Consider the following 14,305-nt stretch of genomic DNA (forward strand, 5'->3'; position numbering starts at 1 on the left):
TCCCGATCGTGCGATCCCCGTGGGGCGGGGACGCCGGCTACAGGAGAATAATCATGGCCATCACCAAACGACTGATTCAAGCGGTACTTGCGGGCGCGCTGGCGCTGGGCGTCAGCACCACGGCGCTGGCCGACCGCGAGACGCGCAACACCGTCATCGGCGCCGGACTGGGTGGCGTGGCGGGTGCGTTGCTGTCGGATGGCGATCCCTGGGTCACCTTGGGCGGCGCGGCGGCCGGCGGGGTGCTGGGCAATGTGCTGACGGACGATAACGACCACCGCCGCGGTGGCCGCCGCCACTGGGACCGCGACCGCGGTCGCGACCATCATTCGTACCGGCGCGCCGGCTATCGCGGCGATGACGGCTATCGCGGCCACCATCGCTCTTACGGCCGCCACCGCCATTGAGGACGGCGGCTCAGGAACGCGGCGCGGCGGGACCCTGCGCCGCCTTCTGCGGCGCGGTGATGTCCATGATCAGTTCCACGCGCCGGTTGGCGGCGCGGCCCGCGGCGGTGTCGTTGGATTCGAGCGGGCGGGTTTCGGCGTAGCCGACCGCGCGCAGGCGCTGCGGCGCGACGCCGTCGCGCACCAGTTCGCGCAGCACGCTGGTGGCGCGGCTGCTGGACAGTTCCCAGTTCGAGGCGAACTGCCGGGTCTGGATGGGCACCGGGTCGCTATGGCCTTCGACGGACACCTGGTAATCGTTTTTGTTGAGGATGCCGGCCAGGCGCTTGATGACGTCCAGCCCGGCCGGGCTGAGGGTGGCCTGGCCGGACGGGAACAGCAGTTCGTTGCTGATGCGGAAGCTGACCGATTGTTCATTGATGATGACGTCGACCGAGTTGCCCAGGTCGGCCAGGCCCAGCGATTCCTTGGACGGCGCGCGCAGCGGCGGCGCGGCTTCGGCCACGATCTCGCCTTCCTGCGCGGGCGCGGCGTCGGCCACGGTGGCCGCGGGCGGCTCGGCCGGGGCCGGCGGCTCGGCCCAGCTGGCCGGGATGGCCACGGCGTCGAATTCGGAATATTCGCCGTCGTATGCCGGCAGGCCGCTGGCGGCCAGCGAGCCGACCAGCTGCACAGGCTGCTCGTTGCCGAAGAAAGCCAGGCCCTGCAGGCGGGTCAGCGCCAGCAGCACGACCAGCAGCGCCAGCAGCAGCGTGATCAGATCCAGGTAGCTGAGCAGCCAGTGTTCGGATTCCGGTTCTACGTTGTCCTCGACGTGCCAGCGGGCGTAGCGGTCCTGGCGGCCGCTTCTGCCCTGGCGCCAGGCGCCGCCGGCGGCCGCCTTGCGGGCGCGCAGCTCGGCCTGGCGGGCCTGCTCGATCCGCTCGGCCAGGGTGGGCGAGATCAGGCTCATTGGCGCGCGGCGGCCGGGCGGGCCAGGGGCACGGAACGGACGGCGGGCTTGGCCGCGCCGTCGGCCTTGGGCTGGGCCGGCTCCTGCAGGCCGCCGTCATGGATTTCGTCTTCGATGTGCATGACGAAGGAATTGAGCGTTTCGCGCACGACGGCGGGGCCGCGCTTCTCGCACATCATGGCGATGCCTTGCAGCACCATGTTCATGGATTCGACGCGGCGCGCGGTGCGGCGCTCCAGTTTCAGGGCGATGGGCTTGCACACCAGGTTGGCCAGCAGGATGCCGTAGAAGGTGGTCATCAGGCCGATGGCCAGCTGCTGGCCGATGGTCTGGATGCTGCCGTCGCCCAGCACCGACATCAGGTTGATCAGCCCGACCAGGGTGCCCAGCATGCCGAAGGCGGGCGCAAAGGTGGCCATGACGCGGAACATCTGCGCTTCGGCCTGTTCGCGGGCGCGCAGGCGCGCCACGCGCCATTGCAGCAGTTCGATGATCTGGTCTTCCGGCGTATTGTCGATGATGAGCTGCACGCCGGTGCGCAGGAAGGGATTGGAGACTTTTTTCAGCGCCTCTTCGACCTTGCGCACGTCGGTGTTCATCCAGAGCTGGGCCATGGTCACCAGTTCGTCGATGTCGCGCTGCTGGTCGTGCTGGTCGTTGCGGAACACGGTGCGCACCAGCTTGAAGATCCGCACCACCTCGGACAGCGGATAGGCGATGAACAGCGCCGCGCAGGTGCCGCCGAGCACGATGGCCAGCCCGGGCAGGTTGATGTAGAGGCTGGGGTCGGTGGCCGCCAGGGCCACCACGATGACCAGGGTGAACAGGCCGACGGCGGCGCCGATGAGGGTAGACGGATTCATGGATCTTGCCCGATAACGAAGGCGCTCCGCGCGCGGAGTGCCGGAATTTCGGGAAATTCTAGCCAGGACCGGCGCCGCTCAATCGGCCGGAAAGCGGGGCGAAATAGGCCGTAAGCATCGGCTTGGCCTGCGCGCCCGGGCTGCCTGGCGATCCGTCAAAATGGGGGCGGACCGGCGGATATGTATATCATGGGCGGCATCTGGCGGCGCCTCGCCCGGCGGCCGCCGCCGAACTGGAGCAAAACATGAACAACCCCAACGAAAGCGTCAGCATGGCGCTTTTCTGTGATTTCGAGAACGTGGCGCTGGGCGTGCGCGACACCAAATTCCACAAGTTCGACATCCGGCCCGTGCTGGAACGCCTGCTGCTCAAGGGCAGCATCGTCGTCAAGAAGGCCTATTGCGACTGGGAGCGCTACAAGGAATTCAAGGCTCCCATGCACGAGGCCAATTTCGAGCTGATCGAGATCCCGCACGTGCGCCAGTCGGGCAAGAATTCGGCCGACATCCGGCTGGTGGTGGACGCGCTGGACTTCTGCTACACCAAGTCGCACGTCAACACCTTCGTGATCATCAGCGGCGACTCCGATTTTTCGCCGCTGGTGTCCAAGCTGCGCGAGAACGACAAGAAGGTGATCGGCGTGGGAGTGAAGCAGTCCACCTCCGACCTGCTGATCGCCAACTGCGACGAATTCATTTTCTATGACGACCTGGCGCGCGAAGGACAGCGCGCCGCCGAGGCCCGCCGCGACAACCGCGGCGCCAACGGCGGCCAGCGCCGCACGCCCGACGAGGAACGCCGCCGCAAGGAAGAGCAGGAGGCGCGCCGGACCCAGGCCGTCGAGATGGTGGTCGAGACCTTCGAGGCGCTGGTGGCCGAGCGCGGCGACAGCGGCAAGATCTGGGCCTCGGCGCTGAAGGACGCGCTCAAGCGCCGCAAGCCGGATTTCAACGAGTCCTACTACGGCTTCCGGGCCTTCGGCAACCTGCTGGAAGAGGCGCAGTCGCGCGGTTTCCTGGAAGTGGGCCGCGAGGAAAAATCCGGCACTTATGTGTACCGCGACAGCGCCGGCGGCGAGCCGGCCGGGCGTCCTGCGGCGCGCGCGCAAGCCAGCGACGCCGCCGAAGCACCGTCCGCCGCCGCGGCGCCGGAAGCCGCCGGCGCCAGGCCGGCCCGCAATGCACGGGGCGGGCGCAAGACGTCCGGCCGGGGCGCGGGCCAGAAGCCCGACGCCGCCCCGCGCGAAGAATCCGCCCCGGCTGCGGCCGAGGCCTATGCGCAGCCGGAGGCCCCCAGGCCGGCCGACGCGGCGCCCCCTCCCGTCGCCGCGCAACTGCCGCCCATCCCCAAGCCCGCTCCGCCGCAGCGCCAGCCTATGGCCGTGGCCGCACCGCCGCCCGTGGTCGACGTGACGGAATGGACCTTCGTCAAGCCGTCGCCGCAGATCGAGGAGCCGGCGGCGGAGCCCGTGCCAGCCCCCGCCAAGCGCGCCCGCGGCGCCCGCAAGACCACGCCCAAGGCCGCCGAGGCCAAGGCGCAAGCGACCGCCGCCGAACCCGCGGCCGCCGCGCCTGCCGAGGCCGAGCCGGCCGCCAAGCCCGCGCGCAAGACGGCCCGCAAGACCGCCGCCCCGCGGCGGACGCGCAAGGCGGCCGAGGAATCCTCCTGAGCCTGCCGGAATTGCGTATGGAATACGTGCTGGTCAGTTCCTGCCTGCTGGGCAAGCCGGTGCGCTACGACGCGCGCGCCGTCTCGCACGACAACGCGGTGCTGGCGCGCTGGCTAAAGCAGGGCCGCGTGGTGGCTGTCTGTCCCGAGGTCGCCGGCGGCCTGCCCGTGCCGCGTCCGCCCGCCGAGATCGAGCCGGGCGCCGCGGCGGCGACGGTGCTGGCCGGCCGCGCCCGCATCGTGGCGGTGTCGGGAGAGGACGTGACCGCGCCCTTCGTGCAAGGCGCGCGCGAGGCGCTGGCGGCCGCGCGCCGCCATGCCATCCGGGTCGCGGTGCTCAAGGAGGGCAGCCCGTCCTGCGGCAGCGGTTATGTGTACGACGGCCATTTCGCCGGCAACAAGATCCCCGGCTCGGGCGTGACGGCCGAACTGCTTGCGCAGGCGGGCGTGCGCGTGTTCAGCGAACACCAGTGGCGCGAAGCCCAGGACTGGCTGGCGCGCCTGGAGGCGGGCGACGGCGCTTAGCGCGCCGTTCCGCGGGCTGGGGAAACGCCGTAAACCTGCCGCAGGCCGGTCCGAGATGTCGGGGCGGGCAGGGCCTGCCCCGGTGCATCAGTTGATCTTGATGTTGCGTTCCTTGACCAGGGTCTTCCACTGTGTGGTTTCTTTGGCCAGATGGTCGCGCAGTGCGTCCGGGCTGCTTCCGATAGACTCCGCGCCGATCGAATCCAGGGTTGCCTTCACCTTCGGTTCCACTAACGCATTGCGCATGGCTTCGTTCAGCCTGGCCACCACTTCCGGCGGGGTGCCGGCGGGGGCGAACGCCGCGAACCAGGGCATCAGTTCGTAGCCCGGCACGCCGGCTTCCCGCAGGGTCGGCACGTCAGGCAGGGCGGCGGAGCGCTTGGCCGTGGTGACGGCCAGCGCGCGCAGCTTGCCGCTGACGATGTGCGGCTTGGCGGACGTGATGCTGTCGAACATGTAGTCCACCTGGCCGCCCAGCAAATCCGCCACGGCCGGGCCGCTGCCCTTGTAGGGCACGTGCAGCATGTCGACGCCCGTCATCGATACGAAGAGTTCGCCCGCCAGATGGATCGACGTGCCCACGCCGGCCGAGGCGTAGGTGTAGTGGCCGGGCCGGGCTTTCGCCTTGGCGATCACGTCCTGCACGCTGGTCGCGCCGGTGCGGGCCGGATTGGTGACCAGTACGTTGGGCACCACGGCCAAGAGCGAGATAGGTGCGAAGTCCTTGATGGGGTCGTAGTTCAGGTCGGCGTACAGCGCCGGGTTGACGGCCATGCCGTTGGCCACGATCAGAATCGTGTAGCCGTCGGGCTTGGCGCGCGCGACCGAGGCCGCGCCGATGTTGCCGCCCGCGCCGGCGCGATTCTCGACGATGACTGACGTGTTCAGCTGCTTGCCCATGGATTCGCCCAGCGTGCGGGCGATGCTGTCCATGGCGCCTCCCGGCGGGAAGGGCACGATCCATTTGACTGGGCGGTCAGGGTAGCCGTCGGCCAGCGCGGCGGACGCGCCGCCCAAGAGCGATAGGGCCAGGATGGCGCGGGCAAAGGGTTTGAATAGGTGGCGCATGGTCGTCTCCGTAGTGCATGAATTATTGTGGGTGCGCCCTTCGAGGCGGGCGCGGCCGGATGTCGCGTGTCTGCGGTCCGTCAGCGGTCCCGCCGGTAGAAATTCAGCTTGTCTTCGTCCAGCGTCAGCCCCAGGCCGGGGCCGTCGGGAAGTTCCAGTTCGAAATCGGCGTAGCGCGGCGGATTGACGACGATGTCGTCCTTCAGCAGCAGCGGACCGAACAGTTCGGTGCCCCAAGACAGGCGCGGCAGGCAGGCAAAGCCGTGCGCCGACGCGATCGATCCCACCGAGCCTTCCAGCATCGTGCCGCCGTATAGCGACATGCCGGCGGCATCGCCCACCGCCGCAGTGCGCAGCATCTCGTGCAGGCCGCCCGACTTGGCGATCTTCAACGCCAGCACGTCGGCCGCGCCTTGGCGCGCGATGTCCAGCGCGTCTTCCGGGCCATTTACGGCTTCGTCCGCCATGATCGGGACGACGAAGCGCGCGGCCAGCCGGGCCATCCCGGCCAGGTTGGCGCGGGCTATGGGTTGTTCGATCAGGTCCACGCCCGCCGCTTCCAGCCGCGCGATGGCGCCGGCCGCATCGGCCTCGTTCCAGGCCTGGTTCACGTCCACCGTCACGCGGGCGCGGTCGCCCAGCGCCTGCTTGATGCGCGACACGTGCGCCACGTCTTGCGACACGGCGCGGCGGCCCACCTTCAGCTTGAACGTGTTGTGGCGGCGGCTTTGCAGCAGCGACTCGGCTTCCTCGATGTCACGGGCGGTATCGCCGCTGGCCAGCGTCCAGAGCACCGGCAGACGGGGGCGCACGGCGCCGCCCAGCAGGGTCGACACCGGCACGTTCAGCCGCTTGCCCTGGGCGTCCAGCAGCGCGGTTTCCAATGCGGACTTGGCGAAGCGATTGCCGCGGGCCACCTTTTCCAGGTGCTGCATGGCCGCGTGGATGTTGGTGGCGTCCAGGCCGGTCAGTGCCGGAGCCAGATAGGTATCGATTGCCAGCTTGATGCCTTCGGGGCTCTCTTCACCGTAAGACAGGCCGCCAATGGTGGTGGCTTCACCGATGCCTTCGATGCCGTCGCTGCACGTCAGGCGCACGATCACGAGCGTTTGCCGCTGCATGACCGCCATGGCCAGTTGATGGGCGCGGATGGTGGGCAGATCCACCAGAATGGCCTGAACCGAGAGAATGCTTGGCAGATTCATACTTTTATTATCAGAAATGACATGACAGGGGCAGTATGACTTGCGCTTTCCGCTTGAGTCCAAGACTATATGGCTTCCTATTGATATCTATTGGGTATAAATATGCCATGCAACTCAGACACCTAAGATACTTCCAGGCAGTGGCGGAAGAGGGGAGCTTCACGCGTGCCGCCGCCCGGCTGCATATTGCCCAGCCGCCGCTGAGCCGTCAGATCCGCCAGTTCGAGGAAGAACTGGGGGTGCAACTGTTCGAACGCACTACCCGCGCCTTGCGGCTGACGGAAGCCGGGCGCTTCCTGCTGGAGCAATCGCGGCTGTTGACCGCCCGGCTGGAAGAAGTGCTGGAAGGCACGCGCCGTCTGGGGCAAACGCAGCGACGCTGGTTCGGCATCGGTTTTGTTCCGTCGACCCTGTATGGCTTCGTGCCCGAGCTGATCCGCCAATTGCGCAGCGCCGATCCCAAGGTGGAAGTCGGCTTGGCGGAAATGACCACGCTGCCGCAATTGGAAGCGCTAAAAACAGGGCGCATCGATCTAGGTATCGGCCGGATCCTGCTGGATGATCCGGCGATCGAACGCCGGGTGCTGATGACCGAACCATTGATGGCCGCCGTGCCGCTGCATCATCCATTGGCGGCGATGGGCAGCGTGTCGGCGCAACGCCTGGCGCAGGAACCGTTCGTGCTGTATCCGGCGCGGCCGCGGCCGAACTTTGCGGACCATGTGCTGGGGCTGTTCCGCGCCGCGGGCTACGCGCTGCAGGTCGAACAGGAGGCCAACGAGCTGCAGACCGCGATAGGCCTGGTGGCCGCGGGCGTGGGCGTGTCAGTGGTGCCGGCCTCGGTGCAGCGCTTGCAACGGCAGGACGTGGCCCACGTGCGGATCGAAGGCGATGCGTTCGTGTCGCCGGTGATCGTGAGCTACCGCAAGGATGACCAGTCTGCGTTTTTGCAGCGCGCGCTGGCGCTGGCTGCGGGATTGGCAACCTAGTTGGTGTACTCGCGGCCTGCTGCCATGCAGGATTGCAGCATGCGGTTGTAGGTGTCCACCGAGACCTGCGTGGTCCATTGCGAGATGTGCGCCGGGTCGTAGCCGCTCTGGTTCATGGCCCAGCGCTGGCAATCGCTGCTGGCGCCGGCCTGGGGCGAGCCCATGGGCGCGGCCTGTTCGTATTGCGGCGGCGGCACGTATTGCGGCTGCTCGGGAGGCTGATATTGCGGCGTCTCGTACACGGAGTCCGGATAGGTCGGCGCGCCGTAGACCGGCGGGGTGGTATAGCCCACGCCCGGCGCATAGACGCCGGCCTGCGCGTAGGAAGGCCCCGAGTCCGCCGCCAGCAGCAGGCCGATCGCGGCCAGCGCGAACGCGCCGCCCACCCACCAGCCGTCGGAGCTGCTTCCGCCGCCGCCGTGATAGTGGTGATAACCGCCGCCGTAGCCGCCATAGCCGCCGTGGTGGCCGCCGCCCCAATAACCGCCGCCGTGCCTGCCGCCGGCCAGCGCGGGCGCGCTGACCACCGCCAGCGCCAAGGCCAGCGCCGTGGCGCGGACCGAAAACCGATTCATGATTCTGCTCCTGGATCGCCCCGGCCGGCATGGCGCGCGGCAAGAGGCAACATCAATACTTTACTGCTGCGCGGGCGTCACGGGTTGTCGCAAGCGCTACCGGGATTTCAAGCCGTTTCAGGGCCGCGGGCGTGGCGTCAGGGGCGGTTGCGCGCTGTTGCATGAGCGCGACTCGCCGGCCCGCAGGCGCACCTGCGCGCGCGGCTCGAAACCGTCAGGCTCGCGGTTCATGGTTTCGTAGGTTTCATAGCCGGTTTTTTCCACGCACCAGTTCCAGAAATAGGTCTGCGCGCCGTGCAGCATCATCGATTCCGCGCGCCATTCGCGGATCGCGGGAAACGCCGCCGCGCCGTCGGCGGCGCTGCGCGTTTCGTTGCGAAAACGTTCGCGGCCGTAGGGGTATGCGCTGCTGATCAGCACCACGCGGGCATCCGCCACGGGCCGCTCGGCCTCGTCCAGCACGGTAGGGCGCGCTTCGGGTTGCAGGGTCTTGTAGACGGGGTAGGGAACGCAGCCGGCGCTGGCGAGCGCGAGGGCAAGAACGGGGGCGGCGGGCAGGATGCGTAACGGCAATCTCATCGGCTGGCCGGACGGCGGTCCGGTAGGGGGTTGGCAGTGGCTAAAACTGTTGATAGGTAGTATTTTCTCGCGATGATCACGTTACCACCTTCTCCTGCGTCGCAAGACGAGCGTCTCACCAAAGGCAAGCGCACCCGGCTGCAGCTTCTGGCGGTCGCGGCGGCGGAGTTCGCGCAACGCGGGTTCCAGCACACCCGGATCAGCGACATCGTCGCCCGCGCCGGCGTGACGCAGCCGGTCTTCTACCAGTACTTCAGCAGCAAGCAGGCCGCGTACGACGAGCTGGTGGACATGTTCATGCAGCGCTTGCGCCAGGCCATCGGCCAGGCGCGCCTGCCGGACGACCTGCCCGAGGCCGAACTGGCCGGCCGCATCCGCCAGGGCGTGGGCGGGCTGCTGGACATCCTGCAGGAAGATCCCAACCTGACCCGCATCGGCTTCTTCCAGGCGGCGTCGGCTGAGGCCCTGAAGGACGAACTGGTGGCGATGCTCGCCGACAACGTGCGGGCCGAGCAGCAGGCGGGCCTGTTGCGCACGCAGCCGCGCGCCGACTGGTTCGCGCAGTCGCTCATGGGCATCATCGAACGCTTCACCCGCCAGACCCCCGACGCCGAACAGCGCGAGCGCCTGGCGGACTTCATCACGGACCTGCTGCTGGAAGGCATGCGAATACGGCTGCCGCCCCAGCCCGCCTCCTAGCAGGAGGCTTTTTTTTCGTCTGTGGACGGCCGCGGGGAGCGCGCCGGCTGGACGAAATGCTCGTGCTTGAGGCCTCATGCTTGATTGATATTCGTCTATAAACGAAAATGCCCATGTATCGAATCGAGCGGGTGTACTGCGCCACGCGGATATCGAGCGCGCAGTGCAGTGCTGGCAAGACTGGCAACGGAGAACCGACGCATGAAAAGCAGAGCCCATGACGAAGCAATGGCGGAGCTATACCGCAACGATCCGACGCTTGCGCTGGAAGTCATCAATGACATTCTCCAGGACGGCGAGCAGGCCGAGTTGCTGATCGTGCTGCGCCAGCTCGCGCGCGCCTACGGCGGCGTGCAGGCGGTGGCCGAGCAGGCCCGCCTGAATCCGACCCAGCTTTATCGCACGTTATCGCCCCAGGGCAATCCGGCGTTGAGCAGCCTGATCGCCATACTCAAGGCGATGGGCCTGCGCCTGGCGGTCCAGCCGCTGTCGGCGGCGCGGTCCGCGCCCTGAGTTCAGCGCGCCAGCGCCGGCGTGCCGCCCGCGCCGAGGTCCCAGTACAGTCCCGTCATCAATCCGAGCGCCTGGCGCAGCAGCTCCGGCGGCAGGTGTTCGTTGGGCGCGTGCTGGGAGCAGCCCGGATAGGAATGCGGCACCCAGATCGTGCGCAGGCCCAGCACGTCGGTGAAGATGTCGTTGGGCAGCGAGCCGCCCAGGTTGGGCAGCACCGCGGCCTTGACGCCGGCGGTGCGCTCCAGCGATTCCACCGCCCAGCGCACCCACGGGTCTTCCGGGTCGATGCGGGTGGCGCGGAACATGCTTTCGCGGGTGAGCGCGATCTGGACCATGGGAAAGCCCTGGCGGTCCAGATGGCGGCGCAGGGCGGGGATGAGTTCGTCGGGGTCCACGCCGACCACGAAGCGCAGCTGGCAGCGCGCCCAGGCGCGCGGCGGGATGGCGTTGACGGGGGTGTCGGGGTTGCCGGTCTTGTAGGCCAGCACTTCGAACGAGCACCAGCCGAACACGCGTTCGGCCGGCGACAGGCCGGGCTCGCCCCAGCCGGGTTCGATCTCCGGGCCGTCGGCGCCGCCGTCGACCTGGCAGTCGGCCAGGGCGCGGCGCACCGCCGGCGGCAGTTCCGCGGGCACCCATTCCGGCACGCGGATCTGGCCGGTCGGCGAGACCAGCGTGGAAATCGCGTGCGCCAGCTGGATGCCGGGGTTGGAGATCAGCCCGCCCCAGTTGCCCGAATGATGGCCGCCGGCGCGCGCCTTGATGCTGAGGTCGAAGTTCAGGCTGCCGCGCGCGCCCAGGAATACCGTGGGCCGCTCGGCGCTCAGGCGCGGCCCGTCGGAGGCGATGAGCAGGTCGGCAGCGAGCAGATCGCGGTGCGCTTCGCACAGTTCCCGCAGGCCCATGGAGCCGGTTTCCTCGCCCATCTCGATCAGGTATTTGGCGTTGAATCCCAGCCGGCCGCGCGTCTCCAGCACCAGCCGCAGCGCTTCCATATTGATGCTGTGCTGGCCCTTGTTGTCGGCGATGCCGCGGCCGTACCAGCGGCCTTCGGATTCGGTCAGGCCCCAGGGCGACAGGCCTTGCTTCCATTCCCGCTCCAACCCGCGTATGACGTCGCCGTGGCCGTAGCCCAGCACGGTGGGCAGGGCGGGGTCTTCGATGCGCTCGGCGTACAGGAACGGCGCCAGCGCCTTGGGATGCGTCAGCGTGCGGCAGGTGAAGCCCAGGGCTTCGAAGGCCGGCCGGATTTCGGCGTCCAGGTAGTCGGCCAGCACGGCCGCGCGTTCGGGGTTCTGGCTTTCGGTGGGCATGGCCAGGCGGCGCGCCAGCAGCGCGCGGAAGGCGCCGGAATCGAAGCATTGCTGGGCCTGGGCGAGGGCGTCTGCGCGGGTCATGATGGGCGGGCTCCATGCTGGGGATCGGAAGGATAGAGATGGCAGGCCACCAGGGCCTGCCCGCGCTGCGCCAGCGCGGGGCGTTCGGTCTTGCACTGGTCCATCGCGTGCTGGCAGCGCGGGTGGAACGGGCAGCCCGCCGGCGGGCGCAGCGGATCGGGAAAGGACAGGCCCAGGCCCATGTCGGGGATGCCCAGGCCCGGTTCGGGCGTGAGCACCGAGGCCAGCAGCGCCTGGGTGTAGGGATGGCGCGGCTCGTGGAACAGGCGGGCGGTGGCGGCGGATTCCACCACCCGGCCCAGGTACATCACGGCCACATGGGTGGCGATGTGTTCCACCACGGCCAGGTTGTGGCTGATGAAGACATAGGTCAGGTTGAATTCGCGCCGCAGGTCCATCAGCAGGTTCAGGATCTGGGCCTGTACCGACACGTCCAGGGCCGAGGTGGGCTCGTCACAGATGACGATTTCGGGATGCATGACCAGCGCGCGCGCGATGGCCACGCGCTGGCGCTGGCCGCCGGACAACTGCCCCGGCGTGTTGTGCGCCAGGCGCGGCGGCAGGCCCACGCGCTCCAGCATTTCGATGGCCTTGTGCTGCCTGGGGTTGGCGATACCGTGCACTTCCAGCGGCAGCGAGACGATGGAGGCGATGGTGCGCCGCGGGTTCAGCGAGGAGTACGGGTCCTGGAACACCGGCTGCACGCGGCGCGCCAGCGCGCGCCGGTCCAGGCCGCGGATGTCCTGGCCGTCGAGCCGCACCGCGCCCTCGGTGGGCGGCGTCAGCCCCAGCAGCATGCGGGCCAGCGTGGACTTGCCGCAGCCCGATTCGCCGACGATGCCCAGCACCGCGCCGCGCTCGACCTCCAGGTCCACGCCGTTGACCGCGTGCAGGGTGCTGCGCGGGCGGAACATGCCGGCGCGCACCGAGAACTGGCGGCTGACGCCTTCGGCTTGCAGCAACGCGCTCATGCCCGGCCTCCCTCTGGATGCAGCACGCAGCGCCAGCGCTGCCCCGTGTCCAGGCCATGCACCGGCACCGCCTGGCGGCAGCGCGGCTGCGCATGGGGGCAGCGTTCGAAAAAGGCGCAGCCTTCGAGCTCGCCCACCAGCGCCGGCACCACGCCGGGGATGGTGCCCAGCGCCGCGCCCGGCGGCGTGCGTCCGGGCACGGGGATGCAGCCCAGCAGCCCCTGGGTATAGGGATGGCGGGGCGCGGCGAAGAGTTCGGCCACCGGCCCTTCCTCGACGACCTGGCCGGCGTACATGACGGCGACCTGCCGCGCGATGCGCGCGACCACGCCCAGGTCGTGGGTGATCAGCACCATGGCGATGCCCAGCTCGGCCTGCAGCTCGGCCAGCAGCCGCAGGATCTGCGCCTGGATGGTGACGTCCAGCGCGGTGCTGGGCTCGTCGGCGATCAGCAGTTCGGGCCCGCACATCAGCGCCATCGCGATCATCACGCGCTGGCGCAGCCCGCCGGAAAGCTGGTGCGGATACTGGCCCAGCCGCTGCGCGGCCGAGGCGATGCCGACCTTCTCCAGCAATTCGACCGCGCGGTCGCGCGCCTGCCGCTGGCCCGCCTTGCAGTGGTGGACGTAGTGTTCGGTCAGCTGGTCGCCGATGGCGTAGGCGGGGTTGAGCGCCGTCATGGGCTCCTGGAAGATCATCGCCATCTTGCTGCCGCGCAGCGCGTTGACGCGGCGCGCGCGGGCGGCCGACAGATCCTCGCCCAGCACGGCCAGACGCCGCGTGCGGCGCTGGGCGGCCTTGGGCAGCAGGCCCATGATGGCCAGCGAGGTCATGGACTTGCCGCAGCCCGATTCGCCGACCAGGCACAGCGTTTCGCCGCGCCTGACCTGGAAGGACACGTCGCGCACCGCATGCAGCGGTCCGCGCGGCGTGGCGATGTCGACGGTCAGCCCCTGCACGTCGAGGACGATATCCGTGCCGCTCATCTCAGGACCTCTCTTCCGGCGCGAGGAGCTGGTGCAGCCCGTCGCCGGCCAGGTTGATGGCGAAGATCAGCAGCGCCAGCGCGGAGCCGGGTATGGCGATCAGCCAGAACGAGAAGAACATATAGGCCTTGGCCTCCGAGATCATCAGGCCCCAGGACGGCAGCGGCGGCTGCACGCCCAGGCCCAGGAACGACAGCGAAGCCTCCAGCAGGATCGCGCTGGCCGCCTCCAGCGTGGCGATCACGATCAGCTGCGGCACCACGTTGGGCAGCACTTCGCCGCGCACGATGCGCCAGGTGGAGGCGCCGGCGGCCTGCGCCGCGGCCACGTATTCCAGCGAGCGGACCTGCTGGGTGGCGCTGCGCATGACGACCGCGTAGCGGTCCCACTTGAGCAGCCCCAGCACCAGGATCACGACCCATAGCGAACCGCCGACGATGGCCACCGTGGCCAGCGCCACCAGGATCACGGGCATGGACAGGCGGGTGGTGATGAGGAAGGACACGGCCATGTCGGTCTTGCCGCCGAAGTAGCCGGCCGCCATGCCCAGGGCGGTGCCGATCAGGCCCGAGATCAGCGCCACGCTGACGCCGATCAGCAGCGAGATGCGCGCGCCGTAGAACAGGCGCGAGAGATAGTCGCGGCCCAGCTGGTCGGTGCCCAGCGGATGCAGCCAGGTGCCCTTGGCATACCAGACCGGCGGCGCGGTGCGGTAGGCGAGGTCCTGGTAATACGGATCATGCGGCGAGATCCATGGCGCCAGCAGCGCGATCAGCACGATGGCCAGCAGGATGCCGCCGCCAGCCAGCAGCGCCTTGTTGCGCCGTAGCCGCCGCCAGCGCAGGGCGGAGACGGACAGTTCCGGGGGCGCGGCGGGCACGGCGGGAGTAAGGATGGGCGCGCTCAT

16 protein-coding genes are annotated in these 14,305 nt (G+C 68.9%); 6 read left to right on the plus strand and 10 right to left on the minus strand.

Annotated features, from left to right (window positions below; all coding sequences use genetic code 11):
- Positions 1-53: 53 nt before the first annotated feature.
- Positions 54-407, plus strand: coding sequence for a glycine zipper 2TM domain-containing protein (locus AC1M14_RS11870; protein WP_479731660.1), 354 nt, complete (start codon positions 54-56; stop codon positions 405-407).
- Positions 408-417: 10 nt separating this feature from the next.
- Here AC1M14_RS11870 and AC1M14_RS11875 read toward each other — a convergent pair whose 3' ends face one another.
- Positions 418-1,359: an OmpA/MotB family protein gene (locus tag AC1M14_RS11875; RefSeq protein WP_479731661.1), complete on the minus strand. Its 942-nt coding sequence runs from the start codon at positions 1,357-1,359 to the stop codon at positions 418-420.
- Positions 1,356-2,222 carry a motility protein A gene (locus tag AC1M14_RS11880; RefSeq protein ID WP_111824951.1) on the minus strand — a complete coding sequence of 289 codons (867 nt, stop codon included), beginning with the start codon at positions 2,220-2,222 and terminating at the stop codon, positions 1,356-1,358. The genes AC1M14_RS11875 and AC1M14_RS11880 overlap by 4 nt, the downstream gene beginning before the upstream one ends.
- A gap of 245 nt (positions 2,223-2,467) precedes the next feature.
- Here AC1M14_RS11880 and AC1M14_RS11885 point away from each other — a divergent pair, with 245 nt between their 5' ends.
- Both AC1M14_RS11885 and AC1M14_RS11890 read left to right on the plus strand, forming a co-directional pair.
- Positions 2,468-3,892, plus strand: coding sequence for an NYN domain-containing protein (locus AC1M14_RS11885; RefSeq protein ID WP_479731662.1), 1,425 nt, complete (start codon positions 2,468-2,470; stop codon positions 3,890-3,892).
- A 17-nt stretch (positions 3,893-3,909) separates the two neighbouring features.
- Positions 3,910-4,416, plus strand: coding sequence for a 2-thiouracil desulfurase family protein (locus AC1M14_RS11890; protein ID WP_479731663.1), 507 nt, complete (start codon positions 3,910-3,912; stop codon positions 4,414-4,416).
- An 87-nt stretch (positions 4,417-4,503) separates the two neighbouring features.
- On the opposite strand, the gene AC1M14_RS11895 is transcribed toward AC1M14_RS11890, so the two are convergent.
- Together AC1M14_RS11895 and AC1M14_RS11900 are read right to left on the minus strand one after the other, a co-directional pair.
- A complete protein-coding gene (locus AC1M14_RS11895) occupies positions 4,504-5,484 on the minus strand; it encodes a Bug family tripartite tricarboxylate transporter substrate binding protein (RefSeq protein ID WP_479731664.1) in 981 nt (326 codons plus the stop codon).
- A gap of 80 nt (positions 5,485-5,564) precedes the next feature.
- Positions 5,565-6,689 carry a muconate/chloromuconate family cycloisomerase gene (locus tag AC1M14_RS11900; RefSeq protein ID WP_111824955.1) on the minus strand — a complete coding sequence of 375 codons (1,125 nt, stop codon included), beginning with the start codon at positions 6,687-6,689 and terminating at the stop codon, positions 5,565-5,567.
- Positions 6,690-6,796: 107 nt separating this feature from the next.
- On the opposite strand from AC1M14_RS11900, the gene AC1M14_RS11905 reads away from it, so the two are divergent.
- Positions 6,797-7,678: a LysR family transcriptional regulator gene (locus AC1M14_RS11905; RefSeq protein WP_102775998.1), complete on the plus strand. Its 882-nt coding sequence runs from the start codon at positions 6,797-6,799 to the stop codon at positions 7,676-7,678.
- On the opposite strand, the gene AC1M14_RS11910 is transcribed toward AC1M14_RS11905, so the two are convergent.
- A complete protein-coding gene (locus tag AC1M14_RS11910; RefSeq protein WP_479731665.1) occupies positions 7,675-8,253 on the minus strand; it encodes a hypothetical protein in 579 nt (192 codons plus the stop codon). The genes AC1M14_RS11905 and AC1M14_RS11910 overlap by 4 nt on opposite strands.
- A gap of 117 nt (positions 8,254-8,370) precedes the next feature.
- Positions 8,371-8,832 carry a carboxypeptidase regulatory-like domain-containing protein gene (locus AC1M14_RS11915; protein WP_479731666.1) on the minus strand — a complete coding sequence of 154 codons (462 nt, stop codon included), beginning with the start codon at positions 8,830-8,832 and terminating at the stop codon, positions 8,371-8,373.
- Positions 8,833-8,904: 72 nt separating this feature from the next.
- On the opposite strand from AC1M14_RS11915, the gene AC1M14_RS11920 reads away from it, so the two are divergent.
- Both AC1M14_RS11920 and AC1M14_RS11925 read left to right on the plus strand, forming a co-directional pair.
- Entirely contained in the window at positions 8,905-9,531 is a 627-nt protein-coding gene (locus AC1M14_RS11920; RefSeq protein ID WP_102776001.1) for a TetR/AcrR family transcriptional regulator, read from the plus strand.
- A 201-nt stretch (positions 9,532-9,732) separates the two neighbouring features.
- Complete coding sequence (locus tag AC1M14_RS11925; protein ID WP_209166344.1) at positions 9,733-10,044, plus strand: addiction module antidote protein; 312 nt, start codon at positions 9,733-9,735, stop codon at positions 10,042-10,044.
- A gap of 2 nt (positions 10,045-10,046) precedes the next feature.
- Here AC1M14_RS11925 and AC1M14_RS11930 read toward each other — a convergent pair whose 3' ends face one another.
- From AC1M14_RS11930 to AC1M14_RS11945, 4 genes are read right to left on the minus strand one after another with little or no spacing between them, the layout of a single operon-like run.
- Entirely contained in the window at positions 10,047-11,441 is a 1,395-nt protein-coding gene (locus AC1M14_RS11930; protein WP_479731667.1) for a M20 family metallopeptidase, read from the minus strand.
- Complete coding sequence (locus AC1M14_RS11935; RefSeq protein WP_479731668.1) at positions 11,438-12,412, minus strand: ABC transporter ATP-binding protein; 975 nt, start codon at positions 12,410-12,412, stop codon at positions 11,438-11,440. Before AC1M14_RS11935 ends, AC1M14_RS11930 begins: the two co-directional genes overlap by 4 nt.
- Positions 12,409-13,398, minus strand: a complete 990-nt coding sequence (locus AC1M14_RS11940) for an ABC transporter ATP-binding protein (RefSeq protein WP_479731669.1) — start codon at positions 13,396-13,398, stop codon at positions 12,409-12,411. Before AC1M14_RS11940 ends, AC1M14_RS11935 begins: the two co-directional genes overlap by 4 nt.
- A 1-nt stretch (position 13,399) precedes the next feature.
- Positions 13,400-14,305 carry an ABC transporter permease gene (locus tag AC1M14_RS11945; RefSeq protein WP_102776006.1) on the minus strand — a complete coding sequence of 302 codons (906 nt, stop codon included), beginning with the start codon at positions 14,303-14,305 and terminating at the stop codon, positions 13,400-13,402.

The organism is Achromobacter sp. SX5 (genome assembly GCF_056711425.1).

What these genes read in the sequence shown, in the direction of transcription:
- AC1M14_RS11930 (WP_479731667.1), bottom strand. Translation starts at nt 11,441, where the DNA reads ATGACCCGCGCAGACGCCCTCGCCCAGGCCCAGCAATGCTTCGATTCC.
- AC1M14_RS11895 (WP_479731664.1), bottom strand. Translation starts at nt 5,484, where the DNA reads ATGCGCCACCTATTCAAACCCTTTGCCCGCGCCATCCTGGCCCTATCG.
- AC1M14_RS11885 (WP_479731662.1), top strand. Translation starts at nt 2,468, where the DNA reads ATGAACAACCCCAACGAAAGCGTCAGCATGGCGCTTTTCTGTGATTTC.
- AC1M14_RS11905 (WP_102775998.1), top strand. Translation starts at nt 6,797, where the DNA reads ATGCAACTCAGACACCTAAGATACTTCCAGGCAGTGGCGGAAGAGGGG.
- AC1M14_RS11915 (WP_479731666.1), bottom strand. Translation starts at nt 8,832, where the DNA reads ATGAGATTGCCGTTACGCATCCTGCCCGCCGCCCCCGTTCTTGCCCTC.
- AC1M14_RS11900 (WP_111824955.1), bottom strand. Translation starts at nt 6,689, where the DNA reads ATGAATCTGCCAAGCATTCTCTCGGTTCAGGCCATTCTGGTGGATCTG.
- AC1M14_RS11910 (WP_479731665.1), bottom strand. Translation starts at nt 8,253, where the DNA reads ATGAATCGGTTTTCGGTCCGCGCCACGGCGCTGGCCTTGGCGCTGGCG.
- AC1M14_RS11890 (WP_479731663.1), top strand. Translation starts at nt 3,910, where the DNA reads ATGGAATACGTGCTGGTCAGTTCCTGCCTGCTGGGCAAGCCGGTGCGC.
- AC1M14_RS11875 (WP_479731661.1), bottom strand. Translation starts at nt 1,359, where the DNA reads ATGAGCCTGATCTCGCCCACCCTGGCCGAGCGGATCGAGCAGGCCCGC.
- AC1M14_RS11935 (WP_479731668.1), bottom strand. Translation starts at nt 12,412, where the DNA reads ATGAGCGCGTTGCTGCAAGCCGAAGGCGTCAGCCGCCAGTTCTCGGTG.
- AC1M14_RS11945 (WP_102776006.1), bottom strand. Translation starts at nt 14,305, where the DNA reads ATGAGCGCGCCCATCCTTACTCCCGCCGTGCCCGCCGCGCCCCCGGAA.
- AC1M14_RS11925 (WP_209166344.1), top strand. Translation starts at nt 9,733, where the DNA reads ATGAAAAGCAGAGCCCATGACGAAGCAATGGCGGAGCTATACCGCAAC.
- AC1M14_RS11920 (WP_102776001.1), top strand. Translation starts at nt 8,905, where the DNA reads ATGATCACGTTACCACCTTCTCCTGCGTCGCAAGACGAGCGTCTCACC.
- AC1M14_RS11940 (WP_479731669.1), bottom strand. Translation starts at nt 13,398, where the DNA reads ATGAGCGGCACGGATATCGTCCTCGACGTGCAGGGGCTGACCGTCGAC.
- AC1M14_RS11870 (WP_479731660.1), top strand. Translation starts at nt 54, where the DNA reads ATGGCCATCACCAAACGACTGATTCAAGCGGTACTTGCGGGCGCGCTG.
- AC1M14_RS11880 (WP_111824951.1), bottom strand. Translation starts at nt 2,222, where the DNA reads ATGAATCCGTCTACCCTCATCGGCGCCGCCGTCGGCCTGTTCACCCTG.